Genomic DNA, 25,836 nt, shown 5'->3' on the forward strand with positions numbered 1-25,836 from the left:
GCGCCGAGCGGTCTCCCGGCGTTCATCGGGCCAGTGAGGCGGCGTCGCCCATGACCGCAACGGGGTGCCGGGCCGGGTCCAGCGAGCGCAGCAGTTCCTTCATGTGGGCCCGCCGCAGGGTGACGCAGGCCTGGGTGGGTCCGCCGTGGTCGACGTGGAACCAGATGCCCCCGCCGCGCGCGGCGCCGAGCGGCCGGGTCCAGTCCAGGGGCGAGGAACCGGGCCGGCGGTTGTAGTCGATGGCGACCACGTAGTCGAAGGAGCCGGACAGCGGCTCGCCCTCGAAACCGGAACCGGTCGCCGTGAACGCTGCCGAGTGGTCGTACGGCATCCGGGTCCCCGGGTCGGGGAGCAGGCCCCCGGCGTCGGTGAGGGTGTGAACGCCGACGGGTGAGCGCAGGTCACCGAGCTGGTGCCGGTCGGTCCAGCCGAGCAGCGCGTTGTGCGCGGGCCAGCTTCCGCGCTCCTGCCAGCCGGCCAGGGTGCGTTCGTACAGGACGGCCTCGGACAGCGGGGAGTTCCTGCCGAGGCCGGTCACCACGACCGCCTGGCGTGCGTCGGCGGGCACCTGGGCCCGGGTCAGCGGGCCGAGCCCGGGGAGCGGCCGGGGAGCCGTTCCGAGAGACGGCTCCGCAGCGGGGCCGGGCGCCTTGGCCTCGGAGGCGGCGGGCGGTCGCGCGGGTGCCGTTTCCGGGTCCGTGTCCTCGGCGCCGCACGCGGTGAGCAGCAGAGCGGCGGGCAGCAGGAACCGGCGGGTGCGTCTGGTCATGTGCCGACCTTGACCGACACGGGTGGGGATCCCGCCCGGTTCCACGGCTGCGTCCACCCGCCCGGCGTACGCTCCCGTCACACCTCTCTCGTGCGAAAGGCTTCCCCATGAGCGTCCGTGTCCGACGAGTCTACGAACCGCCGGAGCCCGAGGACGGCGTGCGCGTCCTGGTGGACCGGCTGTGGCCGCGCGGCCTGACCAAGGAGGCGGCAGGCGTGGACGAGTGGCCCAAGGGTCTGACGCCGTCCACCGAACTGCGCCAGTGGTACCACGCGGGCGAGGGCTCGTACGATGAGTTCGCGCGCCGGTACGAGGCGGAGCTCGCCGAGCCCGAGGCGGCGGACATCCTTGAAGGGGTACGGAAGCTGGCGGCCAAGGGCACGGTCACGCTGGTGACCGGTTCGAAGAACCTGGAGCAGGGTCACGTGGCGGTGCTGGCCCGCCTTCTGGAGTCCTGAGAAGGCGGGCCCCGGAGTGTCTCAGCCGGTCTGGCGGGCGGCCGCCCGTCCCGCCGCACGGCCCGAGAACAGGCAGCCGCCGAGGAAGGTGCCCTCCAGCGCGTTGTAGCCGTGCACGCCGCCGCCGCCGAAGCCGGCGACCTCCCCCGCCGCGTACAGCCCGTCGAGGGGCCGGCCGTCGGCACCGAGAGCACGGGAGTCGAGGTCGGTCTGGATGCCGCCGAGCGTCTTGCGGGTCAGCACGTGCAGCTTGACGCCGATCAACGGGCCCGCGGCCGGGTCGAGGATGCGGTGCGGGGTGGCCACGCGGCCGAGGCGGTCGCCGATGTAGCGGCGGGCGTTGCGGATGCCCTGCACCTGGGCGTCCTTGCCGTAGGGGTTGGCCAGCTGGGCGTCGCGGGCCTCGATCTGACGGCGTATCACCTCCGCTTCGAGCAGCGGCTTGCCGGTGAGGCCGTTCATCTTCTCGACGAGTTGCTCGAGGGTGGCGGCGGACACGAAGTCGGCGCCGTTGCGCAGGAACGCCGCCACCGGGCCGGGCGCCCCCTTGCCGAGAACGCGTTCACGCAGGAACGCCTTGCGGTCCTTGGCGGTGATGTCGGGGTTCTGCTCGGAGCCCGACAGCGCGAACTCCTTCTCGATGATCCGCTGGGTGAGGATGAACCAGGAGTGGTCGTGCCCCGCGATGTCCTCGGTGGTGCGCAGGTGCTTGAGGGTGCCGAGGGTGTCGTAGCCGGGGAGGCAGGGGTCGGGCAGCCGGCGGCCGAGGGCGTCGAACCACATCGAGGAAGGACCGGGCAGGATGCGGATGCCGTGGCCGGGCCAGATGGGGTCCCAGTTCCGCAGGCCCTCGGTGTAGTGCCACATGCGGTCGCGGTTGACCAGCCGCACGCCCGCCTCGGCACTGATGTCGAGCATCCGGCCGTCGACGTAGGCGGGGACGCCGGTGACCATCTCGGCGGGCGGGGTGCCGAGCCGCTCGGGCCAGTGGCGCCGGACGATGTCGTGGTCGGCGCCGATGCCGCCGGTGGTGACGATCACGGCCTGCGCGGTGAGCTCGAACTCGCCGGCCGGGTCCCGGTTGGAGGCGACGCCGCGGGGGGAGTCGTCGTCGGCCAGCACCGTGCCGCTCACGCCGCGGACGGCACCGTTGTCGACGACGAGCCGGTCCACCCGGTGCCGGTGACGGAAGGTCAGCAGCCCGTCGCGGGCGGCCTGCGTGGCGTACCGCACGAACGGCTCCACCACTCCCGTGCCGGTGCCCCAGGCGATGTGGAAGCGGGGCACGGAGTTGCCGTGCCCGTGGGCGCGCAGGTCGCCGCGCTCGGCCCAGCCGACCGTGGGCAGGAACTTGATGCCGTGCCCCTCCAGCCACGACCGCTTCTCCCCCGCGGCGAACTCGACGTAGGCCCGCGCCCAGCGCACCGCCCAGGAGTCCTCGTCGTCGATCCGGTCGAATCCGGCGCTGCCCTGCCAGTCGCTCCAGGCGAGGTCGAAGGAGTCCTTCACGCCGAGGCGCCGCTGCTCCGGCGAGTCGACGAGGAACAGGCCTCCGAAGGACCAGAACGCCTGCCCGCCGAGATTGGCGGCGTTCTCCTGGTCGACCAGCGCGACCCGGCGGCCCCGGCTGGTGAGCTCGTGCGCGGCGACCAGGCCCGCGAGGCCGGCTCCTACGACGATGACGTCGGCGTCCATGGCGATCGTCCTTTCCTGACTCATCGGGGGATGCCGCTGCCGTCGGTCAGCAGGGCGGTGAGCAACTGCTTGAGCCACGCGCGCGCGTGCTCGACGTCCTTGTCCAGCAGCAGTTGGGTGGTGACTCCGTCGTACGCGGCGACCACCGCGTGGGCGGCGGCGTCGGTGCCGCCCAGGACGGCGGGCAGTGCGGTGTGGGCGGGGACGGCCCGGGCGAGCCGCTCGGCGATCGCGCCGCGCAGCCTGCTCCGGTGCTCCAGCAGGGTCTGCGCCACGGCGGCGTCACGCGCGGCGTGCACCAGGAAGTCCGTCTTGACCAGCAGCCAGTCCAGGTCGAGAAGCAGCACCTCGGTGACCCGGTCGACGGCGGCGGGTACGTCGAGGTCCGGTCCGTCCTGGGCGAGCGCGCCGGAGACCTGCTCGGCGATGAGGTCGGCGCGCTGCCGGTAGAGGGCGAAGAACAGCTCGTCGAGGCTGGCGAAGTTCGAGTAGAAGGCGCCCCGGCTGTACCCGGCGGCCTCGCACACCTCCTCGATCGACACCCGCCCGAAGCCCTTGGCCGCGAACACCTCGAACGCGGCGTCCAGGAGGTTGGCCCGGGTGCGGACGCGGCGCCTGGTGACGCGCCCGGCGGTTCGCTCCATGTACGGCCCTCCGTTCGATACGCGAATGTATCCGATACAGCAATGTATCCAAAGGGCCGTGACGCCATGGATTTCGCGGGCCGGGATGCCGCGCGATGCTCTTGGAACACATATTCGAATCAGGGTTACGCTGGGGACATGACCACGAACCTCCAGGGCTCGCTCTTCGACCAGACCGACGAGGTCCGGCTCGGCCCGCTCCACGGGCTGCGCCGCACCGCGCTCGGCTCCGGCGCCTGGATCGACGTACTGCCGGGATGGCTGAGCGGGTCGGACGCGTTGTTCGAACAGCTGGCGGCCGAGGTGCCGTGGCGGGCCGAGCGCCGCACGATGTACGACCACGTCGTCGACGTGCCCCGGCTGCTGGCGTACTACGGCACGGGCGATCCGCTGCCGCACCTGGTGCTGGCCGAGGCACGGGACGCGCTGACCGGGCACTACGCCCGCGAGCTGGGCGAGCCGTTCGCCACCGCGGGCCTGTGCTACTACCGGGACGGCCGCGACAGCGTGGCCTGGCACGGCGACCGGATCGGGCGCGGTGCCCGGGAGGACACGATGGTCGCCATCCTGTCCGTCGGCGCACCCCGTGACCTGCTGCTCCGCCCGATGCACGGCGGCGGCGCGACCGTGCGGCGCCCGCTCGGGCACGGCGACCTCATCGTGATGGGGGGCTCCTGCCAGCGCACGTGGGAGCACTGCGTACCGAAGTCCACGCGCGCCACGGGCCCGCGCATCAGCATCCAGTTCCGCCCCCGGGGGGTGAACTGACCGCCGCCGCCCCCGCCCGCCACATGCCGGACCCTCCCGCCGTCCCGGCTTCCTGATCTGCTTTGCTGTCCGTGTCGGGCGTGGACCTCACCAGGCGGGACGATCATGCGGGCAGACGTACGGGAAGTGGCCGAGGGCATCCACCTCGTGCACGGCAGCAACACCAACTGGGTGATCGTCAAGGACGGAGACGCCGTCACGCTGGTCGACACCGGCTACCTCGGGGACCGGCAGCAGCTCCTCGGCTCGCTCGCGGCGGTGGGGAGCGCCCCGGAGGCGGTCGCCGCAGTGCTGATCACCCACGCGCACAACGACCACCTCGGCTCCGCGGAGTACCTCAGCGCGACCTACGGCACGCCGGTGTATCTGCACGAGGCCGAAGTGCCGCACGCCCGCCGGGAGTTCCTGCACCAGGTCTCCGTGGGCCGGGTGCTGCGCAACGGCTGGCGTCCGGGAGTGCTGCCGTGGGCCGTGCACGCGCTGCGCTCGGGAGGCACCGCCCACATCCCGGTCGCGTCGCCCGAGCCGTTCCCTGCGGCGGGCCCGCTGGATCTGCCGGGACGTCCGGTGCCCGTGCACACGCCCGGCCACACCGACGGGCACTCCGTCTTCCATCTGCCGGACGCCGGAGTCGTCATCTCCGGGGACGCCCTGGTCAGCGGCCACGCCACCTCGCGGATCGCGGGCCCGCAACTCCTGCCCGACATGTTCCACCGCGAGCGCGCCCAGGCGCTCGCCTCGCTGGCGGTGATCGAGGGTCTCGCGGCCGACGTACTGCTGCCCGGCCACGGGCCGCTCCACCGGGGTGCCGTGCAGGACGCCGCCCGCCAGGCGCGGGAACGGGCCCTCTAGGCTCACGCCATGGCCTTGCAGATCAATGCCACCAACCCGGAACACCCCGCACTCCTGCTGGAGCTTCCGTGGCATCTGCCGCTGGAGGAGTGGCCGCAGGAGCACCTCGTGCCGCTGCCGCGGGGCATCTCCCGCCATGTGGTGCGCTACGCCCGCGCGGGCAGCGAGATCGTCGCCGTCAAGGAGCTGGCGCGCCGGCCCGCCCAGCGCGAGTACGAGCTGCTGCGCGACCTGGACCGGCTCGGCATCCCCGCCGTGGACGCCCTCGCCGTGGTCACCGGCCGCACGGACGCGGCCGGCGGCCCGCTGGAGCCGGTGCTGATCACCCGGCACCTGGGCGGCTCGATGCCGTACCGGTCGATGTTCGAGACGACCATGCGCCCGGCGACCATGCACCGGCTGATGGACGCGCTGGCGGTGCTCCTGGTGCGGCTGCACCTGGCCGGGTTCGCCTGGGGCGACTGCTCGCTGTCCAACACGCTGTTCCGCCGTGACGCCGGCGCCTACGCCGCCTACCTCGTCGACGCCGAGACCGGCGAGCTGCACCCCCGCCTCAGCGACGGCCAGCGCGACTACGACCTGGACCTGGCCCGCGTCAACATCAGCGGCGAGCTGCTCGACCTGGTGGCGTCGGGCGCGCTGCACCCGTCGGTCGATCCCGTCGAGTTCGGCACGGAGATCTGCGCCCGCTACGGCGGCCTGTGGCAGGAGCTGACCCGCACCTCGGTCTACCCGGCGGGCAAGTACCAGTACATGGAGCGCCGGATACGCCGCCTGAACGAGCTCGGTTTCGACGTCGCCGAGATGCAGATCGAGCACTCCTCCAACGGCGACACCGTCACCTTCGTGCCCAAGGTCGTCGACGCGGGCCACCACCAGCGGCAGCTGCTGCGCCTGACCGGGCTCGACACCGAGGAGAACCAGGCCCGGCGGCTGCTGAGCGACCTGGAGAGCTGGATGGCCACCCAGGACGACCACGACGCCCGCCCCGAAGTCCTCGCCCACCGCTGGGTGCGGGAGGTCTTCCGACCGACGGTGCGCGCCGTGCCGCCGGAGTTGCGCGGCGCCATGGACCCGGCCGAGATCTACCACCAGCTCCTCGAACACCGCTGGTACCTCTCGGAGCGGGCCCAGCACGACATCGGCCTCGACACCGCCGTCAAGGACTACGTGGAGAACATCCTGCCGCGCGCCCGCGAACCGCTTCGGGAACCGCCGGCCGAGTGACTCACGCGGGCGGTACGACCGCCACCGGGCACGCCGCGTGGTGCAGGACGCCGTGCGCCACCGAACCGATCCGCGCCCCCACGGCCGTACGGCGCGCGCGGCGGCCGACGACCATCAGCTGGGCCCGCCCGGCCACCGACAGCAGCACCTGCCCCGCGCTGCCCATCTCCACGTGCTCCACCACGGGCACGTCCGGGAACCGCTCCCGCCACGGCTGCAACGCCTCGGACAGCGCCTTCGTCTGGTACGGCTCCGGCCCGCCCGCCTCGTCGAGCAGCTTCAGCGAGCCGGGGCTGTAGGCGAAGACCGGCGGCAGCGTCCAGGCCCGGACCGCCCGCACCGTCGCCCCGCGCGCGGCGGCCGTCTCGAACGCGAACCCGAGCGCGGCGGCGCTGTCCTGCGCGTCGCCCTCCTGCCCGACGACGATCTCGCGGCCGTCCACCTCGCCCGTGGCACGGTCGCCGGACCGCACCAGGACTACCGGGCGGGACGTCCCGGCGATCACCTGCTGGCCCACCGAGCCGAGCAGGAAGCCCACGACCCGGCCGTGCCCGCGCGATCCGAGCACCAGCATCTCCGACTGGTCCGCCGCGGCGGCGAGGGCGTCGGCGGCATCGCCCTCGACGATGTCGGTGGTCACCTCCAGGCCGGCGTGCCGCCCGCTGACGGTCCGCACGCCCGCGTCCACCGCGTCCCGCACCCATCGTGCCTGCGCCTCGTGGTCGCCCTGGACGGCCTCGTGCGGCTCGTACCGCCAGGCGTGCACCACTCGCAGCGCCCGTCCGCGCCGGACGGCCTCGCGTCCCGCCCAGGCCAGTGCGGCGAGGCTCTCCTCCGATCCGTCCACCCCTGCGGTGATCGGGCGCGTCATCCCGGCTGCCTCCTCGTGTCGCGTGCGCGTCGTCAGCCCTCAGTCTTCCCTACGCTGCCGGCATGAGCCTCGCATGGGAGCAGGTAGTGGTGGACGCCGCGGATCCGGTGGCCCTCGGGAACTGGTGGGCGGAAGCGCTCGGCTGGGTGGTGATCAACGAGTCGGCCGAGGAGTACGAGATCCGGCCCGCCGCGGACCGTCTTCCGGGGCTGCTGTTCGTGCCGGTGCCGGAGGCCAGGACGGTCAAGAACCGCCTCCATCTCGACTTCCGCCCCGACGACCAGGAGGCCGAGGTCACCCGCCTGCTCGCCCTCGGGGCCCGGTCCGCGGACGTCGGCCAGGGCGAGCGGACATGGGTGGTGCTCGCCGATCCTGAGGGCAACGAGTTCTGCGTCCTGCGCTCGCGCCGCCACTGAGCGGCCCCCTCCGCGCGAGCACGGTGGCCGCGCCACGCCTGAGCGAACCGGCGCGATCGAACATACGATGGCCGAAGCCGGGTGCGACGACCACGGGGACGCCGTGCCCTGACATCGACCTCTCGGGGTGGGAGACGCATGGCACAGGCCGCCGACGCCACGCGGACCGTCATCATGACCGTCGACGACGATCCGGGGGTCTCCCGTGCCGTCGCGCGGGACCTCCGGCGACGCTACGGCCGGTCGTACCGGATCGTCCGCGCGGAGTCCGGCGAGTCCGCGCTGGAGGCGCTGCGTGAGCTGAAGCTGCGCGGCGACCTCGTGGCGGTCATCCTGGCCGACTACCGCATGCCGCAGATGAACGGCATCGAGTTCCTGGAACTGGCCCTGGACGTGTACCCGGGCGCGCGCCGGGTGCTGCTGACCGCGTACGCGGACACCAACGCGGCCATCGACGCGATCAACGTCGTCGATCTCGACCACTATCTGCTCAAGCCGTGGGACCCGCCCGAGGAGAAGCTCTACCCGGTCCTCGACGACCTGCTGGACGCCTGGCGGCGCAGCGACCACCGGCCCGTGCCCAGCACCAAGGTCGTCGGGCACCGCTGGTCGGCGCGCTCCACGGACATCCGCGAGTTCCTGGCCCGCAACCAGGTGCCCTACCGCTGGTACTCGGCCGACGAGCCCGAGGGGCGGCGGCTGCTGGACGCCGCGGGGGCGGACGGGCAGCGGCTGCCGCTGGTGATCACGCCCGACGGCACGCCCCTGGTCGAGCCGGAGGCGGCCGAACTCGCCGCCCACGTGGGGCTGGAGACACAGCCGACCGCCGACTTCTACGACCTGGTCGTCATCGGCGGCGGCCCGGCCGGGCTCGGCGCCGCCGTGTACGGGGCGTCGGAGGGGCTGCGGACGGTCCTCGTGGAGCGGTCGGCCACGGGCGGGCAGGCCGGGCAGAGCTCGCGCATCGAGAACTACCTGGGCTTCCCGGACGGTGTGTCCGGGGCCCAGCTCACCGACCGGGCCCGCCGGCAGGCGTCGAGGTTCGGCGCGGAGATCCTCACCGCGCGTGAGGTGACGGGACTGGAGGTCAACGGGGCCGCGCGGGTCGTGCGGTTCTCGGACGGCTCCCGGATCGCCGCGCACAGCGTGATCCTGGCGACCGGTGTGCAGTACCGGCAGCTGACCGCCGAGGGGTGCGACGAGCTGAACGGCTGCGGGGTGTACTACGGCTCGTCGCTCACCGAGGCGTCGTCGTGCCAGGGCCACGACGTGTACATCGTGGGCGGCGCCAACTCCGCGGGACAGGCGGCGATGTACCTGGCCCGGGGCGCCAAGTCGGTGACGCTGCTGGTGCGCGGCGAGTCGCTGGCGGTGTCGATGTCGTCCTACCTGGTCCAGCAGATCGAGCAGGCGCCGAACATCTCGGTGCGCTGCGGCACGGTCGTCGAGTCGGCGCACGGCTCCGAACACCTGGAGCAGCTGACGCTGCGCGACCTGACGACGGGGCAGACCGAACTCGTCGACACGCAGTGGCTGTTCGTGTTCATCGGCGCGGCGCCCCTGACCGACTGGCTGGACACCACGGTGCTGCGGGACGAACGCGGGTTCATCCTGGCCGGGCCCGACCTCACGGCCGACGGGCGGCCACCGGCGGACTGGGAGCTGGACCGGCCGCCGTACCACCTGGAGACCAATGTGCCGGGCGTGTTCGTGGCGGGTGACGCGCGCGCCGAGTCGGCCAAGCGGGTCGCGTCCGCCGTCGGCGAGGGGGCCATGGCCGTCATGCTCGTCCACCGGTATCTGGAGCAGTCATGAGCGGACGGACCATGCCGTGCGACCCGAGGGAGATCGGCTCGCTGTTCCTGTTCGAGAAGCTCACCCCCGAGCAGCTCGGACGGCTGTGCGAGGCGGGCGGGGTGGAACGCTTCGAGGCCGGGCCGGTGTACACCGAGGGCGAGCCCGCCACCTGCTTCTACGTGATGCTCGACGGCACGGTGGTGCTGTACCGCCGGGTCGGCGGGGACGACGTGGAGGTCAGCCGGACCTCGCAGCGGGGCGTGTACGCGGGGGCCATGCAGGCCTACCTCGGCGACCGTGTCCGGCAGGTCTACAACAACTCGATGCGGGTGACGGAGCCGACCCGCTTCTTCGTGCTGCCCGCCGGCACGTTCGCGAGCATCATGCAGGAGTGGTTCCCGATGGCGGTGCATCTGCTGGAGGGGCTCTTCTTCGGTTCCAAGAGCGCCCAGCGGGCCATCGGGCAGCGTGAACGGCTGCTGGCGCTTGGCTCGTTGTCGGCCGGTCTGACGCACGAGCTGAACAACCCCGCGGCGGCGGCGGTGCGGGCGACGGCGTCGCTGCGTGAGCGGGTGGCGAAGATGCGGCACAAGCTCGGCGTCATCTCCGCCGGGCCCTATCCCCCTGAGGCACTCGCGAACCTGATCGAGATCCAGGACCGCACGGCCGAACGCGTCGCGAAGGCGCCGACGCTGAGTCCGCTGGAGGCGGCGGACCGCGAGGACGCCGTGAGCGACTGGCTGGACGAGCACGACATCCCCGACGGCTGGCGGCTCGCGCCCACCTTCGTGCAGGCCGGACTCGATCTGGACTGGCTGGACCAGGTCGCGGCCGCCGTGGACGAGGAGATACTGCCGGGCGCGATCGGATGGCTGAACTACACGGTCGAGACCGAGCTGCTGATGGACGAGATCCAGGACTCCACGGCCCGTGTCTCGCAGCTGGTGGACGCGGCGAAGCAGTACTCGCAGCTCGACCGGGCCCCGTACCGGATGGCCGACGTGCACGAACTCCTCGACAGCACGCTGCTGATGCTGTCGGGCAAGATCGGCCCGCGGATCAAGGTCGTCAAGGACTACGACCGAACGCTGCCGAACGTCCCCGCCTGCCCGGCGGAGCTCAACCAGGTGTGGACCAACCTGATCGACAACGCGGTCGCCGCGATCAACAGCGACGGCGGCGAAGGTGCGCTGACGGTGCGCACGGCACGCGAGCACGACCGTCTGCTGGTGGAGTTCCGCGACACCGGTCCCGGGGTGCCGCCGGAGATCCGGGACCGGATCTTCGACCCGTTCTTCACCACCAAGCCGGTGGGCGAGGGCACCGGGCTCGGCCTGGACATCTCCTGGCGGATCGTGGTCAACAAGCACCACGGCACGCTCCAGGTGGAGTCCGTGCCGGGCGACACCCGGTTCCAGGTACTGCTTCCGCTCACCGCCACCGAGGACGAGACGGCCCCCGAGGAGTCGGCATGACCAGTGACATCAGCGGCATCGACCCGAGCGTCCCGCCCAGCGGCACGGGATGCGGGGAGTGCGACGAGGCCGGCGGGTGGTGGTTCCACCTGCGGCGCTGCGCCCAGTGCGGGCACATCGGCTGCTGCGACTCCTCGCCCGCCCAGCACGCCACCGCCCACTACAAGGCAACCGGCCATCCGGTGATGCGGAGTTTCGAACCGGGCGAGGAGTGGTTCTGGAACTTCGCGACGAAGGAGGCGTACGAGTCCGGGCCGGAGCTGGCGCCACCGGTGTGCCATCCGGCGGACCAGCCGACGCCGGGTCCCGCCGGCCGGGTGCCCGCCGACTGGACCCGCACGCTGCGGCAGTGAGGCCGGGCCTCCGGATCATCTCGCGGCCGCCGGAGCCCCCGCGCGGGGTCCGGCGGCGCACTCCAGGCTCTGGAGGCCGACGGAGTCGGCGAGCGCCTGCATCCCCTTGTCGTTGGGGTGCAGATGGTCACCGTTGTCGAAGAACGGCATGATCCGCTCGGGGTCGTAGGGGTTGCGCAGGACGCGGTCGAAGTCGGCGACGGCGTCGAACGTGCCGCTGTTCCTGATGAACGCGTTGACCTCCTGGCGCACGGCCTCGGCGGCCGGATCCCATTCCGCCCAGCCCTTGAACGGCCCCACGGTGGCGCCGACGACGCACTTGCCCGCCGCGTGCGCCCGCTCGGTGAGCCTCCGGTAGCCGGCGATCAGGTCCGCGGCCGTGACTCCGGTGTGGGCCTTGATGTCGTTGACGCCCTCGAACACGAAGACCGTGCGGACACCCGGGTGGGACAGCACGTCCCGCTCCAGCCGGTTGAGGGCGCTCTGTCCGGCACCGTCGGCCAGGACCTTGTTGCCCGAGATCCCCTCGTTGGCCACGCCCCGCACCGTCCCGGCAGCCGCCCGGAGCCTGCGGGCGAGGTAGTCGGGCCAGCGGCGGTTCAGGTCGGTGCTGGACTGCCAGCCGTCGGTGATGGAGTCGCCGAGGGCGGCCACCGCGCCGGTCGTGGCGCTGGTGCGGACGGTGACGGCGTCGAGGTAGAACCAGGAGCCGACGGTGTCGGTCCAGGGGGCGGCGCCCTCCTCGGCGGTGTGGTCGCCCCGCGCGGCGTACGACGTCTGCATGGCCATGCCGTGGCCGGTCGCGGGGCCCGCCGCGTCGGGGGTGTACAGGCTGACCACGAGGTTCAGGCCGGCGGCGGCCCTGCCGGGCAGCGGGTCGCTGAGCGCGGTGGCGCCCGCGGGGACGGTGACGGACCGCGCGCCGCCGAAGGTGAGCCGGCGGTTGCTGCCGGGTACCAGCGCGGCGCCCGCCCGCTGGACGCCGGCGTGGACGCTGCCGAAGGTCACCGGCCGGTCCCCGAAGGCGTTGGAGAGCCGGATCCGCAGCTGGTCGCCCCCGACGCTGGTGCGGACGACCAGCCGGTAGCTGCGGTCGGCGACGGCCGCCCCCACGAGGTCGGCGCTCGCGCCCCAGGTGACGACGTCGTGCCTGGCCGGCGCGGCCTGCGCCGCCGCCGGGAGCTGCGGTACCGATGCCACCAGCAGGACGCCGATGAGGCGCCCCAGCCGTACCGAAGGGCCGCTCACCGGGTCAGGTCCTTCAGTGTGACGGACTCACCCGGCTTCAGCGTGACCGTCCGGGAGGCTCGCCCGTACGCCACGGCCGTGGTCCGGCCACCGACGCTCCGGAGCCGGACGGAGGTCGGCCTGCCGTCCCGCCAGTTCAGGTCCACGACGAAGCCGCCGCGGGCGGCGACGCCCGTGACGTGACCCGCCGCGGCCCAGGCCTCGGGGAGGGCCGGGAGGAGTTCCAGGTGGCCGGGGCGGGAGTACAGCAGCATCTCGCTCAGCGCGGCGGGGGTGCCGAAGTTCGCGTCGATCTGGAAGATGCCGCGGCCCTGTTCGGCCTCGTAGATGTCGAACAGGTTGAAGGCGGTGCCGTTGGCGCCGCCGGTGGACGGGCGCAGATTGTTCACAATGAGCTGGTAGGCCTTCTCGGCGTTCTTCAAACGGGCCCAGCACAGCGCGCGCCAGGCGTTGGCCCAGCCGAAGCTCTCCATGCCGCGCGCGGTGAGCTGCGCGGTGGCGCCGTCGACGATGTCCTGCGGGGTGGAGCCGTCGGGGCGGATCCGGTCGCCCGGGAACAGCCCGACCAGCCCGGAAAGGTGCCTGTGGGTCGTCTCGCCCAGGTTGTCCGGCGACATCCACTCCTGCAGCCAGCCCGTCTTCGGGCTGACCTCGGGCAGGTACAGCTTCTTGCGCAGGCCGGCGATCGTGGCGGCGTAGCCGGTGTCCTTGCCCAGCCGGGCGGACGCCTCGCAGAAGTTGCCGAAGAGGGCCCAGACCATCTCCTGGGAGTAGGTGTTGCCCTTGGCGTCCTGCGGGCCGTGCTCGGGCGACCAGTCGCTGTCCGCGATCAGCACTTCCCGGGAGGTGCCCGGCGCGGTGGTGGTCAGCAGCCGCGTCTCCCAGAACTCGCAGGCGCCCTTGAGCAGTGGGTAGATCTTCGCCAGGTGGCGGCCGGACTGGGTGTACTCGTAGTGCTCGAACAGGCTGTTGCAGAGCCAGGCGTTGCCCGTGGGGTGCCACCACCAGCCGTTGCCGCCGTACGGGTTGGTGGAGAAGGCCACCGTCCAGCCGGCGATCCTCCCGCTGGAGTTGCGGTAGCGGTTGCGCGGGTCGTTGAAGTGCTTTTGCGTGAGCTCGGTCCAGGACGGGAGCTGGGCGAGACAGTAGTCGGTGAACGCGTCGAAGCAGGGGGACAGTCCGGTGCGGTCGGCCATCCAGTAGTTCATCTGGACGTTGATGTCGGTGTGGTAGTCGCCCATCCAGTCCGGGTCGTTGCCGTCCAGCCACAGTCCCTGGAGATTCAGGGGGAGGCTGTCGCGGGAGCCGGAGATCATCAGATAGCGGCCGTACTGGAGGTACGCCGCCTCCAGTTCGGGGTCGGGGATGTCGTCGCGGGCGCGTGCCTTCAGCCGCTCCCAGGTGTCCAGCGCGCGCTGCTCGGCGCTCGACTCGCCGAGGGAGAGGTCCAGCCTGCCGTACAGCTCACGGTAGTCGGCGACATGGGTGCGCAGCAGGGTGCCGGCCGGGTGGGCCGCGGCGTCGCGCACCTTCCTGCGGGCCAGCCGCTCGGGGTCGAGTGCCGGGTCGCGGTAGTGGGCGGCGGCGTCGGGCGCGTAGTTGGTGCCGCCGCTGACCACCACCGTGAGCTCCTTGCACCCTGTGAAGTCGATCCGGGAACCGTTCACGGCGACGCGGCCACCGTCGCCACGGGCCGTGACTGCGGCTCCGTAGCGCAGCCCGTTCGGCAGGGACGCCCCGAACGACTCCGCTCGCGGCTCCTCGCCGTGGGTGCCCACCAGGGTGAGGGTGCCGGTGTAACTGCCGCCGCCGCTCTGGGTGAAGTGCAGGACGATCACGTCGTCGGGCCGGCTGGCGAAGACCTGCCGCCGGTAGGTGACTTTGGAGCGGACGTACGAGGAGGTGACGACGCCCTGGGCCAGGTCGAGGGTGCGGCGGTAGCCGTGGACGGCGGACAGGTCGTGGGCGGGGATGTCCACGGTGAGCCGGGCGAGCAGGGTGAAGGAACCGAAGTCGGCGCGGCCGTAGGGGAACTGCCCGTCGGCGTCGGGCGTGTCGTTGAGGCCACCGGTCCACATCGTGGCGTCGGTGAGGAGCAGCGTTTCGCGGCCGGGTTCGTTGCTCGCGAGGGCTCCGAGACGGCCGTTGCCGACGGGCAGGCCCTGTTCGATCATCGAGTGGGCGTCACCCGGGGCCCGCCACCACAGGGTGTCGCGTGCGGTGCCGGCGGGGAGCGGGGCGTCGGCTGCGGGGCGCCGGGGTGCGGCGGAGGCGGTGAAGGCGGGCAGACCGGCGAGCGCGGCGGCGAGGCCGGCCGTCGTGGCGGCGGAGAGCAGCGTTCTTCTGCTGGGTTCGGACGCGCGTTCGGACATACGGCGGCTCCGGGTGCGAGGCGGAGAGGGACCCGGCCGGCGCCGGGTCCCCCGGGGTTCAGAGCGTCTTCGGTACGTCGATCCGGTCGACGTCCGGCGCGTAGCCGGAACCGCTGTCGAGCGTGATCGTGTTGGCGCCCGCCTTCAGCTTCACGGGCACGCTGACGGTGGCGGCGGTCCCCCAGTCGCCGGTGGAGGCGAACTTGTGGCGGGTCGCGCCGCCTCCGTTGGCGGAGACGTCGAGGGCGCGCGGGTCACCGCTGACGTACGCGACCTTGACCTGGTAGGTGCCGGCCTTGGCGACGACCACGTCGTTGAAGGTGAGCTTGCCGCCGAGGTAGAGGTTGCCGACCTTGCGCTCGCCGGAGCAGGCGGAGCAGTCGGCGACGGAGGCGTGGCCGCTCAGGGTGTTCGCCGGGGACTCGGCCTCGTAGCCGGTCGTGGTGACCGCGGTGCCGCGCGGGGTGACGGTGAACAGCCGGGAGCCGTGGGCGGGCAGGGCCTCGGTGATGCCGCCCCGGTACGAGCCCAGGTTCTCGTGGTTCCACAGGTCGCGGACGCCGGCCTTGCCGGTGAAGCCGAGCATGCCCCAGTCGGCGGTGACGGCGGCCGGCGCGTCCCCGAGGTTGAACAGGGCGACGGTGTAGGTGCCGTCCGGGTTCTTCGCCGCCCACACCTGCTGCGGGTCGGACGGTGTGACCGGCTTCGCGGGCGGCGTCGCGGCCTGGTTGAGGGCGATGACCTCGCGGTTGGTCAGCAGGGACAGGCCGTAGGAGTCGAGCCGGGTCAGGTCGTCGCCGCTGAACAGCGGGGACTTGGCGATGGCCCACAGGGTGGCCTGGCTCTGCCGCTCGGCCTTCGTCAGGCCGTCCATCTCGCCGTTGCCTACGAGCAGCGCGTCGAGGTCGTTCCAGCCGCCCGGGCCCGCGTGCCGGGTCCAGGCAGGGGTGTCGTCCCAGCGGTCGACGACGGAGTTCTCCCAGGTGGCGAGGGTGTTGCAGTAGCACTCGACGTCGGTGTCGATCCGCCAGCCGTTGGAGTACTTCTTCCAGTCCGCCACGTGCCCGATGTCCAGGGACCAGGACAGTTCGAGGTGGATCGGCCGCCCGGCGGCCGCGATGGCCTTCTGCCAGGCCGCGACGTCGGCCACGTTGTTGTAGTTGTCGCCGCTCTTGAAGGAGCCGGGGCCGACACCGTCGAGCTTGAGGAAGTCGTAGCCCCAGTCGGCGAAGAGCCGTGCCTGGGAGTCGATGTACTTCTGCGCGCAGGGGTCGGCGAAGTCGATCTTGTAGGCGCTGTCCCACCCGTTGGTGGTGCGCAGGTCGTCGTGGACGATGTCGGCGGTGGTGCAGCCCTCGGCGTTCCAGATCGGCACCTTGCCCTCGCCGTACGCCTCCTTCTCCAGGCCGACCGGCAGGTAGATCCCCGCCTTGAGTCCCTTGGCGTGGATGTGGTCGGCAACGGCCTTCATGCCCCGGGGGAAGCGGTCCGGGTCGGCCTTCTGCCGGCCGTACTCGTCGAACCAGGGCTTCCACGCCTTGTCACGCCACCAGCCGGCGTCGATGTTGACGTACTCGTAGCCGTACCGCTTGAGCTTGGTGGCCATGGCGTCGGTCTGCTTCAGCACGTTCGCCTCGGTGAGGTAGCTGTAGTCGCCGTCCGGGTTGAGGCCCGGGTACTTCGACGACTGCATGCTCCAACTCGACCAGCCCATGTAGGGCTTGGCGGCGAGGGCCGGGGCGGCGGTGCCGGCCGGGGCCCGGTCCGCACCGCCGGCGGCGGCGCCGGACGGGGCCTGGGCCTGCGCCGCCGGGACGGCCGTCGCGAGGCCCGCCGTGAGGGCGAGGACGACAGCGGCTCTCAGGCCTCGTGCGGGCAGGAAGGAGTACGAGGGGGACCGCATGGGTCGTACCTCCTGGGCTCGGTACAGCTGCGGGTGGGTCGGGCTGGTCGGGCTAGCTCTGGTCCGTGGTGATGAAGCTCTGGATCGCGGTCGCGGCGGCGCCGCGCGCCCATTCCTCGAAGGGCAGCGGCCGGGTCCGTACGGCGCACTCGGCGGCCGAGCCGAAGGCGGCCGCCGCGAAGGCGTCGCGGATCTGCTCGGCGAACAGGTCGTAGGCGGCCAGTCCCTCACCGGAGATGGTCACCAGTTCGGGTCCGAGGAGGTTGGCCACCGTGGCGATGCCCCGGCCGATCGCCTCTCCCGCGCGGGCGTACACCGCACGCGCCCCGGCATCACCCCCGTGCGCGAGGGCGAGAGCCTCGGCGGCGTCGGCGACCTGGACGCCGGTCGCCTCCCTGACCCCGGCGACGATCGCCTCCTCGCCGGCGACGGCCTCCACACAGCCCCGGTTGCCGCAGTGGCACAGCGGGCCGGCCGGGTCGACTGCCACGTGCCCGATCTCGCCGGCCACACCGTGCGCCCCGGCGACGACCCGCCCGTGCACGACGAGGCCGCAGCCGATGCCCGCGCCGACCGTGACCACCGCGAAGTCCGACAGACCCACCCCGGCGCCGAACCACTGCTCGGCGACGGTCAGGGCCCTTACGTCGTTGTCGACGGTGACCGGCAACCCGGTGGTCATGGCGGCGAGTTCGGCGAGCGGTACGTCGCGCCACTCCAGGAAGGGCGAGTAGCGCACGGCTCCCGCCGCGCGGTCGACGTCACCGGAGACCGCGAGACCGAGACCCCGCACCCGTACGCCGAAGCCGTCGGCCTCGGTGAGCAACTCCCGCACCAGTTCCGCGATCTGCGCCAGCACCGCTTTGGCGTCACGGTCGGGCAGGGGGACGTGCCGGGCGACGCGGATGCGGCAGCACAGGTCGGTGAGGACGCCGATGAGCTCGTCCCCGGTCACCTTGACCCCGATGAACAGCGCCCGCCCGCCGTCGACCCGCACCGGGTTCGCGGGACGCCCGAGCGCGCGGCGGGTCTCGTCGTCCACGTCCTCCACCAGATAACCGGCCTCGATGAGCGGCCGGACCGCCTTGGTCACCGCGGCGGCGGACAGCCCGGTCCGCTCGGCCATCCCGGAGCGGGTGAGCGGGCCGTGGGACAGGACAGTGGTGAAGATCTGCGAGGCGGCCGGCGTGGAGACCGGGAACACCTCGGCTGGGGAGGTCGAGGGCATGGCGGGAACCTAGGCGCCTTATTTTCCACTGTCAATGAAAGAAGCAGGAATCAACAGAAGGTTGACCTGACTCGCAATCAGGCTTTCATTTGCAGGAAGTACGGGGGGTGTTGTCCGTCGATCGCAGGCTTAGTGCCGGGGTGCGAGGAGGCCGGCGACCTTGCACCGACCGCACCGGCGGTTCCGGCGGTTCCGGCGGCGGGAACCCGCGGTCGCCGGTGCGCGTTGTCCGAAGCGATACCCCCGCACCCCTGACCACGACGGACACCAGCAGGGCGGCAGCATGAGCGAGTTGACCCCCGGAGGCAATGTGCCGCTCCCGGGCGGCGCCCTGACCGTGCGGGTTCCCGGCCCCTTCGACCTGTCCGCGCTGATCACCGACGACGGCGGCAAGGTGCGGGGCGACGGCGACTTCGTGTTCTACAACCAGCCGGCCGCGCCGGGCGCCGTCCTGCGGGGCGACGCGCTGACGGTGGACCCCTCGCGGCTGCGCCCCGGGGCGACGCGCGTCACCGTCGTCGTCAGCCCCGCCGACCCCGCCGTGCCGCTCGGCCGGCTTCCCGCCCCCACGCTGTTCGTCACCGATCCGCACGGCCGCCACGTCGCTTGGTTCACTCCCCCGCGCCCGGAGCGGGAGACGGTCCTGCTGCTCGCCGAGTTGTACCGGCGGGGCGCCGGATGGAAGGCGCGCGCCCTCGGACAGGGGTATGCCGACGGGCTGGCCGGCCTGGCGCGCGACTTCGGTGTGGACGTGCTGGACGACGACACGCCTTCGCCTGTCGTGGCCGGGACGGTGAACGCCGGGCACCCTGCCACCCCTCCCCGCCCGCCCGCAGCCCCTGATCCGCTCGGCTTCCTCCCCCTGGTCAACTCCGCCCGTGCCCGCGCCGGTTCCCCGCCTGTCTCGCTCGACGCCCGTCTGACCGCGGCCGCACAGCAACACGCCTCGGCCATGGCCGCCGCGGGACGGCTCGGTGTGGAGGGCGGGGACGGTGTCGCCGTACACCAGCGCGTGACCGCTGCCGGGTTCCTGTACCTCACCGTCGGCGAGCACCTGGTCTCCGGCCCCCGCACGGTCTCCGAGTTCGTCGACCACTGCCTCGGCACGGACGGCCCGCGCCGCACGCTCGCCAACCCCGTCTTCACCCACGCCGGAATCGCCCACGCCGCCGACGGCCGCTCCGGGGACACCTTCTGGACGGCCCTGTGGGCCACACCCCTGACCCCGGCCGCCCTCACCCGCACGGCGGCCGAGGTCATCGACCTCACCAACCACGAACGCGCCCGCGCCGGTCTGCCGCCCCTTGCCCCCGACCCGGCACTGACCAGGGCGGCGCAGGCGCACAGCGACGACATGGCGGCCCGTGACTTCTACTCCCACACCGCGCCGGACGGCAGCCGGCCCTGGGACCGGGCCGCCGCCGCGGGCTGCACCCGCCGCTCGATCGGCGAGAACATCGCCTGCGGCCAGCGTTCCCCCGCCGAGGTGGTGACCGGGTGGATGAACAGCCCCGGCCATCGGGCCAACATCCTCAAGCCGGACTTCACCCACATCGGCATCGGCTTCGCCGGGGGCGGCCGGGCGGGGACGTACTGGACCCAGCTGTTCGGGGGCTGAGCGACGACGGCGAGCCGGCCGCGGGCCCTCTTCGCCCCTCGCCGTGGACGATCGACGCCCCGGCCCGGACCCAACACGGAAGCCCCCGGCGGCGATCGAGCAACCTGGACGACCAACTGCCGCCCAGCGGCAGGCGGCACGGAGGACCAGCAGCCGCGAGCCCCCGGGCGACCCGGCCCCGAGCGGCTGCCGTCCGCCGGGGGCCCGGCAGACGCCGGCGAAGGCAGGCCCACTCGGCTAAGGGGACCCCACGCCCCCAGTTCCGCGGGCGATGTTGGCAGATCGGCATACACCGGACAGGATGCCCGCATGAAGGGTGACCTCTTTTCCAGTGAGCACATGGTCCAGCCCGCGCAGGCACCGGGCATGACCGTCGAGAACGCCAAGTGCATCAGGTACGCCGTCAACGGCGAGATGCTGGCCCGTCAGGGCGCGATGATCGCCTACCGCGGCAACCTCGCCTTCGAGCGCAAAGGCCAGGGCGTGGGAGGCATGCTCAAGCGTGCCGTCACCGGTGAGGGGCTGCCCCTGATGGCGGTCCGGGGCCAGGGCGAGGCCTGGTTCGCGCACGAGGCGCAGAACTGCTTCGTCGTCGATGTCGAACCTGGCGACGAGTTCACGGTCAACGGCCGCAACGTCCTGTGTTTCGACGCCACGTTGTCGTACCGGATCGCCACGGTGAAGGGCGCGGGCGTCACCGGCGGCGGGCTGTTCAACAGCGTCTTCAGCGGGCAGGGCCGGCTGGGCCTGGTGTGTGACGGCAACCCGCTGGTCATCCCCGTCTCGGCGCAGTATCCGGTGTACGTCGACACGGACGCGGTCGTCGGCTGGACCGCCGGCCTCCAGACCTCCCTGCACCGTTCGCAGTCCATCGGCTCGATGCTGCGAGGCGGTTCGGGGGAGGCTGTCCAGCTGATGCTGCAGGGTGAGGGGTACGTCGTCGTGCGGCCCAGCGAGGCGACGCCGCACAAGCCCCAGCAGCACTGAACGGAGCACACCACCCGGCGGTCCCGAAGTGATCTGTGCCGCACGAGCAACCCCCCGGACTCCACCGACGTCTTGATCGACAACAGTGACGCCCTGGCCTGCGGGGCCAGGGCGGTTTTTCCGGGTGCTATACACCCTACGTATACGCACCGTGTATACACGAAGGGCATATATGTACGGCAAGGCAGTCGCTCCCGAGTACCAGGGCGCCCTCACCACCCTGTCCGTGAACTCCTCGCTGGTCGACGTGCTGGCAACCGGACTCCAGCAGTTGAAGGCCGCCGAGCGGGCCGGGGAACCCGGCGAGGTGGCCCGCTGCGGGCTCGCGGTCGCCGAGGCGCACCGGCGCCTCGGCCAGGTGCGCGAGGCGGAGCAGGCCTGGAAGGCGAGTTACCGCGCCGCGCGGGACGCCGGGGACACGGCCGCGATGGCGTGGGCGATGTGGAGCGGCGGCACGCTGGCCCGGCAGCGCGGCGCGTTCGCCCTGGCCCGCCGGCTGCTGGGGCTCGCGGCCGAACTCGGCGAGCACGGCGGCGACATCGTGGTCCGCGGCTACTCGCTGGCGGGCCTCGCCGAGACCGGTCGCATCCAGGGGGACTACGAGGCCGTGGGCAGGCTGCACGAGCAGCTGCTGGCCGAGGCCCGCCGGCGCGGCGAGGCGCGGCACACGGTCTGGGCGCTGGAGGGCATCGCCCAGATGCACCGCAACACCGGGTCCTACGACCGGGCCCACGCGCTGTTCGAGGAGGCGGCCGGGATCGCGGCGGGCGCCGACGACCGGCGCGGCCACGCCTGGGCGCTGCGCGGGCTCGCCGACGTCGTCTCCGTGCGGGACGGCGACACCGAGCGGGCACTCGCCCTGCTGAGCGAGGCGGAGTCGACGTGCCGGGCGATGAATCTGACGAGCGCGCTGGCCTACAACCACAAGATGCGCGGCAACGTCCTCTACCGTGCCGGACGGTACGCCGAGGCCCGCGACCTCTACGAGCAGGCGCTGGCGGAGTTCCGCGGCATGAGCGAACCGCGCGGTGAGGCACTCGCCCGGCTCGGCCTGGCCAAGTCGCTCGCCCGGCTGGGCCGCGACCGCGAAGAGACCGCCCGGGAACTGGCCTCCCTGGCCACCGAGTTGGACCGCATCGGACTGCGGCACGCGCGGGAGATGGTGGCGCGGGCGCAGAGGGAGTTCGGCCTCGACGCGGAGCGGGCCCTGGAGGTCGCACGATGACGGCGCTCGACTCCGCCGTCCGTGCCCCGGTGTCCGCTCCCGAAGTCCTGCGCCGGTGCCAGGAGCTGGTGCGGCCCGCCCTGCGGGAGGCGGTCGGGCGGATGCACCCCTGGACGGGTGAGATGGCGGCGTACTCCTTCGGCTGGTGCGAGGTCGGCGGTGGACCGGCCGTAGCGCCGGGCGGCAAGGGGGTCCGGCAGGCGCTGGCGGTGCTCGGCGCGGAGGCGGCCGGGGCACCCGGCAGGAGCGGCGTGCCGGCGGCGGTCGCGGTGGAGTTGGTGCACGCCTTCTCGCTCCTGCACGACGACATCATGGACGGCGACACCACCCGGCGCCGCCGTCCCGCCGTGTGGAAGGCCTACGGCACGGGTCCGGCGGTCCTCGCGGGCGACGCGCTGTTCGCGCTGGCCGTCGGCACCCTGGCCGGTGCCGGACCGGACGCCGTACGGCTGCTGTCCACGGCACTGGGCGACCTGGTGCGCGGGCAGGCCGACGACCTGCTGTTCGCCGAGCGGCCCTGGAGCGGCCCCGATCGGGTGCGGCCCGCGGAGTACCGGGCGATGGCCGAGCACAAGACGGGTTCGCTGCTGGGCGCCGCGCTGGCCCTGGGCGCCCTGCTCGGCGGCGCTCCCCCGGCCACGGTCACCGCCCTGGACCGCGCCGGCCGGCATCTCGGCGTCGCCTTCCAGGTCGTCGACGACGTCCTCGGCATCTGGGGCGACCCCACCGTGACCGGCAAGCCGGTACTCGCCGACCTGCGGGAGCGGAAGAAGACCCTCCCGGTCCTGTCCGCGCTGGACTCCCCCGGCCCGGCGGCCCGGCGGCTCGCCGCGCTCCTGGAGTCCGCCGCCGACCCGGCCGAGGCGGCGGGGCTGATCGCGGTCGCGGGCGGGCGTACGGCCGCGCTGGCCGAGGCACGCCGCCACCTCGACGCCGGGGAGGCCGCCCTCGCCGCCGTCCCGCTCGTCCCGCGGGCAGGCGCCGAACTGCGGTCGCTGCTGGGCTTCCTGGTGCGGCGCGACCTCTGACGGCTGCCCCGGGACCCCATGACGGATGCCGGGGATCCGTGCCGGGCGAGGCGGGACACGGCACGGCACGGCACAGCACACTGACGAATCGTCAAAGATGCCGCCTTGCCCGAATCGGGGCCCCGGGCGTTGAACACACTCCGTGGCGCCCCGCGTACCTCTGGGAAAGGTGAGACCCCGGCGTTCAGAGGGATGACCATGAGCAAGGCGTACGTCTCCGCACACCACTTGGTCGCCGGGAGGTACCGGCTCCTGGAGACCGTCCATCGGGAATCGAACCGCGTCTGCTGGTACGGGGAGGACGTCGAGGCCGGACGCCCGTGCCTGCTGACCCACGTCGGACTCCCGGGCGAGCCCGACGGGGACGCCGCGCGCCGGATCGTCGGCCGCATCATGCGCACGTCGGAGACGATGGCACGGCTGCGCCCCGGTCAGGTCGCCGGCGTCGTCGACGCGGTCGCGCAGGAGGGTGCGCTGTGGACGGTCACCGAGTGGCTGGGAGGCACGCCGCTCGGGGAACTGCTCGCCGAGCACGGCTCGTTGAACTACGTGCGGGCGGCACGGATCGGGCTGGAGCTGCTCGACGTGCTGGAGGCGGCGCACGGCGAGGGCATCACCCACGGCGAGTTGAGCCCCGGCCAGCTCCTCGTCCGCGAGGAGGGCCCGGTCGTCGTGGCGGGCTTCGGGCTGGCCGGCGCGACACTGGCCCCCCGGCTGACGGCACTGTCGTACGCCTCACCGGAGCAGGCCCGCGACGAGCGGATCGGCCCCGCCGCCGACCTGTGGGCGCTGGGGGCGATCCTCTACACCATGGTCGAGGGACGCCCGCCGTTCCGGGAGCGGGACCGGCCCGAGGCCACGCTGAAGAGCGTGGACCGCCTTCCGCTGCGTACACCACTGCGCGCCGGGCCGCTCACCCAGGTCGTGCAGGGGCTGCTGCGCAAGGACGGCCGGGAGCGCCTCACCCGGCCCGTGGTGCGCCAGGCGCTCACCCGGGTCGTCAAGGAGGACACCGACGCGGCGCTGCCTCCCGCGCCGGTCCCCCGGCTGCGCCGTGCCTACACCACCGCCCTGCACGTCACCGACCCGGGGTGGAGCAGACGGACCCTGATCGCCGGGACGGCGCTGGCCGTCGTCACGGTAGCGGTCGCCGTGCTCGCGGTGACACGTGAGCTGCCGGACTCGGACACGTCCGCGTCGGGCGGCGAGCCGCGCCCGACGGTCTCCGCCGGCGCACCGGAGCCGGACCGCCCGTCCACTCCGGCCCCGACGCCGACGGCTCCGGCCCCGAGCACCCCGGCCGAGCCGCCCACGGGCACACCTCCGTCGCCCTCGGCCCCCGCCCTGCCGCCGGGCTTTCGCACCTACCGTTCCCCCGAGGGCTTCTCCGTCGCCCTTCCCCAGGGCTGGAAGCCGTTGAGCACGACGCGCGCTTCCGACCTGGCGTACCGCGTGGTGATCGGCGCGCCCGGCGACCCGCGTTCGCTCGCGGTGACGTACAGCTCGCGCGTGGGTCCGGATCCGGTCGCCGTCTGGCGCGACGACGTCGAACCCGGGCTGAAGCAGACCGCCGAGGACTACCGGCGGCTCGGGGAGATCCGCGCGACGACCTACCAGGGACAGGCCGCGGCCGAGATGGAGTGGCTCGCCGACGTCGACGGGACCCGGGTGCGCACACTGGGCCGCGGGTTCCTCATCGGCGGGGGCCGCGGCTACTCACTGCGCTGGACCACCCCGGCCGGGGACTGGGACGACGCGGGCAACCGGCAGGCCCTGGACGCCTTCTTCCGCACCTTCCGGCCGGCCGGGGCCTGAGTGCCACCGCCCCTGGTCCGTGCAGCTTTGTGCCGTTTCCACCCGCCCGGCTCGGAAACTCGCACCCCATGGTGCAAATCGGATACACGATGATGACCGAACAGGCCGGCCCCCGTGATCTCGTGGACCACGTGGTGCGGGCCGAGGAAGCGGGCTTCGACTTCTCCGTGACCTCGGACCACTACTTTCCGTGGCTGCGCTCGCAGGGTCACTCACCGTACGCGTGGAGTGTGCTGGGCGCGGCCGCGCAGGCGACGGACCGGATCCCGCTGATGACCTACGTGACCTGCCCGACGTTCCGCTACCACCCGGCGGTGGTGGCACAGAAGGCGGCGACCATGCAGCTGCTGTCCCAGGGCCGCTTCCGGCTGGGGCTCGGGTCCGGCGAGAACCTCAACGAGCATGTGGTGGGCGGCGGCTGGCCGTCCGCCGACGTCCGGCACGAGATGCTGGAGGAGGCGGTCGAGATCATCCGGGCGCTCTTCGAGGGCGGCCATGTCAACCACCACGGCACGCACTTCGACGTGGAGTCGGCCCGGCTGTGGGACCTGCCCGAACAGCCGCCGCAGATCGGCATCGCCGTCTCCGGGGAACAGTCCTGCGCGCTGGCGGGGCGGCTCGCCGACCTGGTCATCGCCACCGAGCCGCAGCCCGGCCTGCTGGAGGCCTTCGACCGGCACAGCGGAGCCGGCAAGCCGCGCGTGGGCCAGCTGCCGATCTGCTACGACACCGACCGGGACGCGGCGCTGAAGCGGGCGCACGCGCAGTTCCGCTGGTTCGGCAGCGGCTGGAAGGTCAACGCCGAGCTGCCGCATCCGGACTCCTTCGAGTCGGCCACCCAGTTCGTCACACCGGACGACGTGGCCGCGTCGATTCCGTGCGGCGCCGAGCCGGAGGACTTCGTGGCGGCGGTGCGCCCGTACGCCGAGGCCGGGTTCACGGAGATCGCGCTGGTGCAGATCGGCGGCGACTCGCAGCCGGAGTACCTGGACTGGTCGGCGAAGACCCTGCTGCCGGCGCTGCGCGACGCCCTCGGCTGAACGGGCCTTTCACGGTCCGGCTCCCGGAGGACTCCCGGCGTTGCGGG

At 72.8% G+C, this 25,836-nt stretch carries 22 protein-coding genes; 14 read left to right on the forward strand and 8 right to left on the reverse strand.

Features of this window, described 5'->3' with window-relative positions:
- Nucleotides 1-22 precede the first annotated feature (22 nt).
- Nucleotides 23-769 carry a hypothetical protein gene (locus tag ACIHCM_RS26155; protein ID WP_399900406.1) on the reverse strand — a complete coding sequence of 249 codons (747 nt, stop codon included), beginning with the start codon at nt 767-769 and terminating at the stop codon, nt 23-25.
- 107 nt (nt 770-876) lie between these two features.
- Here ACIHCM_RS26155 and ACIHCM_RS26160 point away from each other — a divergent pair, with 107 nt between their 5' ends.
- Complete coding sequence (locus tag ACIHCM_RS26160; protein WP_399900409.1) at nt 877-1,227, forward strand: DUF488 domain-containing protein; 351 nt, start codon at nt 877-879, stop codon at nt 1,225-1,227.
- 21 nt (nt 1,228-1,248) lie between these two features.
- On the opposite strand, the gene ACIHCM_RS26165 is transcribed toward ACIHCM_RS26160, so the two are convergent.
- Both ACIHCM_RS26165 and ACIHCM_RS26170 read right to left on the reverse strand, forming a co-directional pair.
- Entirely contained in the window at nt 1,249-2,922 is a 1,674-nt protein-coding gene (locus tag ACIHCM_RS26165) for an FAD-binding dehydrogenase (RefSeq protein WP_399900837.1), read from the reverse strand.
- A gap of 20 nt (nt 2,923-2,942) precedes the next feature.
- A complete protein-coding gene (locus ACIHCM_RS26170; RefSeq protein WP_399900412.1) occupies nt 2,943-3,566 on the reverse strand; it encodes a TetR/AcrR family transcriptional regulator in 624 nt (207 codons plus the stop codon).
- A gap of 138 nt (nt 3,567-3,704) precedes the next feature.
- Here ACIHCM_RS26170 and ACIHCM_RS26175 point away from each other — a divergent pair, with 138 nt between their 5' ends.
- From ACIHCM_RS26175 to ACIHCM_RS26185, 3 genes are all read left to right on the forward strand, one after another.
- A complete protein-coding gene (locus ACIHCM_RS26175; RefSeq protein ID WP_399900415.1) occupies nt 3,705-4,334 on the forward strand; it encodes an alpha-ketoglutarate-dependent dioxygenase AlkB in 630 nt (209 codons plus the stop codon).
- A gap of 105 nt (nt 4,335-4,439) precedes the next feature.
- Nucleotides 4,440-5,186, forward strand: coding sequence for an MBL fold metallo-hydrolase (locus ACIHCM_RS26180; RefSeq protein WP_399900418.1), 747 nt, complete (start codon nt 4,440-4,442; stop codon nt 5,184-5,186).
- A 9-nt stretch (nt 5,187-5,195) separates the two neighbouring features.
- A complete protein-coding gene (locus ACIHCM_RS26185) occupies nt 5,196-6,413 on the forward strand; it encodes a DUF4032 domain-containing protein (protein ID WP_399900421.1) in 1,218 nt (405 codons plus the stop codon).
- 1 nt (nt 6,414) lies between these two features.
- Here ACIHCM_RS26185 and ACIHCM_RS26190 read toward each other — a convergent pair whose 3' ends face one another.
- Complete coding sequence (locus tag ACIHCM_RS26190) at nt 6,415-7,284, reverse strand: universal stress protein (protein ID WP_399900424.1); 870 nt, start codon at nt 7,282-7,284, stop codon at nt 6,415-6,417.
- A gap of 62 nt (nt 7,285-7,346) precedes the next feature.
- Between ACIHCM_RS26190 and ACIHCM_RS26195 the strand changes: the two genes are divergently transcribed.
- From ACIHCM_RS26195 to ACIHCM_RS26210, 4 genes are all read left to right on the forward strand, one after another.
- Nucleotides 7,347-7,700: a VOC family protein gene (locus ACIHCM_RS26195; protein WP_399900427.1), complete on the forward strand. Its 354-nt coding sequence runs from the start codon at nt 7,347-7,349 to the stop codon at nt 7,698-7,700.
- A gap of 138 nt (nt 7,701-7,838) precedes the next feature.
- Nucleotides 7,839-9,515 (forward strand): FAD-dependent oxidoreductase, encoded by a 1,677-nt coding sequence (locus ACIHCM_RS26200; protein WP_399900430.1) that lies wholly within the window; start codon nt 7,839-7,841, stop codon nt 9,513-9,515.
- Entirely contained in the window at nt 9,512-10,972 is a 1,461-nt protein-coding gene (locus ACIHCM_RS26205) for an ATP-binding protein (protein ID WP_399900433.1), read from the forward strand. The genes ACIHCM_RS26200 and ACIHCM_RS26205 overlap by 4 nt, the downstream gene beginning before the upstream one ends.
- Nucleotides 10,969-11,325: a UBP-type zinc finger domain-containing protein gene (locus tag ACIHCM_RS26210; protein WP_399900436.1), complete on the forward strand. Its 357-nt coding sequence runs from the start codon at nt 10,969-10,971 to the stop codon at nt 11,323-11,325. Before ACIHCM_RS26205 ends, ACIHCM_RS26210 begins: the two co-directional genes overlap by 4 nt.
- A 15-nt stretch (nt 11,326-11,340) precedes the next feature.
- On the opposite strand, the gene ACIHCM_RS26215 is transcribed toward ACIHCM_RS26210, so the two are convergent.
- The 4 genes from ACIHCM_RS26215 to ACIHCM_RS26230 are packed head-to-tail and all read right to left on the reverse strand — an operon-like array spanning nt 11,341 to nt 18,076.
- Nucleotides 11,341-12,573 (reverse strand): SGNH/GDSL hydrolase family protein, encoded by a 1,233-nt coding sequence (locus tag ACIHCM_RS26215; protein WP_399900439.1) that lies wholly within the window; start codon nt 12,571-12,573, stop codon nt 11,341-11,343.
- Nucleotides 12,570-14,945 carry a glycosyl hydrolase family 95 catalytic domain-containing protein gene (locus tag ACIHCM_RS26220; protein ID WP_399900442.1) on the reverse strand — a complete coding sequence of 792 codons (2,376 nt, stop codon included), beginning with the start codon at nt 14,943-14,945 and terminating at the stop codon, nt 12,570-12,572. Before ACIHCM_RS26220 ends, ACIHCM_RS26215 begins: the two co-directional genes overlap by 4 nt.
- Before the next feature lie 58 nt (nt 14,946-15,003).
- Nucleotides 15,004-16,848: an alpha-galactosidase D gene (locus ACIHCM_RS26225; protein WP_399900445.1), complete on the reverse strand. Its 1,845-nt coding sequence runs from the start codon at nt 16,846-16,848 to the stop codon at nt 15,004-15,006.
- Between the two features lie 52 nt (nt 16,849-16,900).
- Complete coding sequence (locus ACIHCM_RS26230; protein ID WP_399900448.1) at nt 16,901-18,076, reverse strand: ROK family protein; 1,176 nt, start codon at nt 18,074-18,076, stop codon at nt 16,901-16,903.
- Nucleotides 18,077-18,359: 283 nt separating this feature from the next.
- Here ACIHCM_RS26230 and ACIHCM_RS26235 point away from each other — a divergent pair, with 283 nt between their 5' ends.
- The 6 genes from ACIHCM_RS26235 (at nt 18,360) to ACIHCM_RS26260 (ending at nt 25,789) form a co-directional block, all read left to right on the forward strand.
- On the forward strand, nt 18,360-19,694 hold the full coding sequence (locus tag ACIHCM_RS26235; RefSeq protein WP_399900451.1) for a CAP domain-containing protein: 1,335 nt from the start codon (nt 18,360-18,362) through the stop codon (nt 19,692-19,694).
- 309 nt (nt 19,695-20,003) lie between these two features.
- Nucleotides 20,004-20,681, forward strand: a complete 678-nt coding sequence (locus ACIHCM_RS26240) for an AIM24 family protein (RefSeq protein ID WP_399900454.1) — start codon at nt 20,004-20,006, stop codon at nt 20,679-20,681.
- A 172-nt stretch (nt 20,682-20,853) separates the two neighbouring features.
- Nucleotides 20,854-21,906 carry a tetratricopeptide repeat protein gene (locus tag ACIHCM_RS26245; RefSeq protein ID WP_399900457.1) on the forward strand — a complete coding sequence of 351 codons (1,053 nt, stop codon included), beginning with the start codon at nt 20,854-20,856 and terminating at the stop codon, nt 21,904-21,906.
- Nucleotides 21,903-22,934, forward strand: coding sequence for a polyprenyl synthetase family protein (locus tag ACIHCM_RS26250; protein ID WP_399900460.1), 1,032 nt, complete (start codon nt 21,903-21,905; stop codon nt 22,932-22,934). The genes ACIHCM_RS26245 and ACIHCM_RS26250 overlap by 4 nt, the downstream gene beginning before the upstream one ends.
- Before the next feature lie 198 nt (nt 22,935-23,132).
- A complete protein-coding gene (locus ACIHCM_RS26255; protein WP_399900463.1) occupies nt 23,133-24,749 on the forward strand; it encodes a serine/threonine protein kinase in 1,617 nt (538 codons plus the stop codon).
- 68 nt (nt 24,750-24,817) lie between these two features.
- Nucleotides 24,818-25,789, forward strand: a complete 972-nt coding sequence (locus ACIHCM_RS26260; protein WP_399900466.1) for an LLM class F420-dependent oxidoreductase — start codon at nt 24,818-24,820, stop codon at nt 25,787-25,789.
- Nucleotides 25,790-25,836: the final 47 nt, after the last annotated feature.

It is taken from the genome of Streptomyces sp. NPDC052023, assembly GCF_044548465.1.
In the GTDB taxonomy this organism is placed as follows: Bacteria; Actinomycetota; Actinomycetes; order Streptomycetales; family Streptomycetaceae; genus Streptomyces.

Bases quoted from the DNA above. Each gene is read 5' to 3' on its own strand.
- ACIHCM_RS26155 (WP_399900406.1), bottom strand. From the start codon at position 769: ATGACCAGACGCACCCGCCGGTTCCTGCTGCCCGCCGCTCTGCTGCTC.
- ACIHCM_RS26160 (WP_399900409.1), top strand. From the start codon at position 877: ATGAGCGTCCGTGTCCGACGAGTCTACGAACCGCCGGAGCCCGAGGAC.
- ACIHCM_RS26165 (WP_399900837.1), bottom strand. From the start codon at position 2,922: ATGGACGCCGACGTCATCGTCGTAGGAGCCGGCCTCGCGGGCCTGGTC.
- ACIHCM_RS26170 (WP_399900412.1), bottom strand. From the start codon at position 3,566: ATGGAGCGAACCGCCGGGCGCGTCACCAGGCGCCGCGTCCGCACCCGG.
- ACIHCM_RS26175 (WP_399900415.1), top strand. From the start codon at position 3,705: ATGACCACGAACCTCCAGGGCTCGCTCTTCGACCAGACCGACGAGGTC.
- ACIHCM_RS26180 (WP_399900418.1), top strand. From the start codon at position 4,440: ATGCGGGCAGACGTACGGGAAGTGGCCGAGGGCATCCACCTCGTGCAC.
- ACIHCM_RS26185 (WP_399900421.1), top strand. From the start codon at position 5,196: ATGGCCTTGCAGATCAATGCCACCAACCCGGAACACCCCGCACTCCTG.
- ACIHCM_RS26190 (WP_399900424.1), bottom strand. From the start codon at position 7,284: ATGACGCGCCCGATCACCGCAGGGGTGGACGGATCGGAGGAGAGCCTC.
- ACIHCM_RS26195 (WP_399900427.1), top strand. From the start codon at position 7,347: ATGAGCCTCGCATGGGAGCAGGTAGTGGTGGACGCCGCGGATCCGGTG.
- ACIHCM_RS26200 (WP_399900430.1), top strand. From the start codon at position 7,839: ATGGCACAGGCCGCCGACGCCACGCGGACCGTCATCATGACCGTCGAC.
- ACIHCM_RS26205 (WP_399900433.1), top strand. From the start codon at position 9,512: ATGAGCGGACGGACCATGCCGTGCGACCCGAGGGAGATCGGCTCGCTG.
- ACIHCM_RS26210 (WP_399900436.1), top strand. From the start codon at position 10,969: ATGACCAGTGACATCAGCGGCATCGACCCGAGCGTCCCGCCCAGCGGC.
- ACIHCM_RS26220 (WP_399900442.1), bottom strand. From the start codon at position 14,945: ATGTCCGAACGCGCGTCCGAACCCAGCAGAAGAACGCTGCTCTCCGCC.
- ACIHCM_RS26225 (WP_399900445.1), bottom strand. From the start codon at position 16,848: ATGCGGTCCCCCTCGTACTCCTTCCTGCCCGCACGAGGCCTGAGAGCC.
- ACIHCM_RS26230 (WP_399900448.1), bottom strand. From the start codon at position 18,076: ATGCCCTCGACCTCCCCAGCCGAGGTGTTCCCGGTCTCCACGCCGGCC.
- ACIHCM_RS26235 (WP_399900451.1), top strand. From the start codon at position 18,360: ATGAGCGAGTTGACCCCCGGAGGCAATGTGCCGCTCCCGGGCGGCGCC.
- ACIHCM_RS26240 (WP_399900454.1), top strand. From the start codon at position 20,004: ATGAAGGGTGACCTCTTTTCCAGTGAGCACATGGTCCAGCCCGCGCAG.
- ACIHCM_RS26245 (WP_399900457.1), top strand. From the start codon at position 20,854: ATGTACGGCAAGGCAGTCGCTCCCGAGTACCAGGGCGCCCTCACCACC.
- ACIHCM_RS26250 (WP_399900460.1), top strand. From the start codon at position 21,903: ATGACGGCGCTCGACTCCGCCGTCCGTGCCCCGGTGTCCGCTCCCGAA.
- ACIHCM_RS26255 (WP_399900463.1), top strand. From the start codon at position 23,133: ATGAGCAAGGCGTACGTCTCCGCACACCACTTGGTCGCCGGGAGGTAC.
- ACIHCM_RS26260 (WP_399900466.1), top strand. From the start codon at position 24,818: ATGGTGCAAATCGGATACACGATGATGACCGAACAGGCCGGCCCCCGT.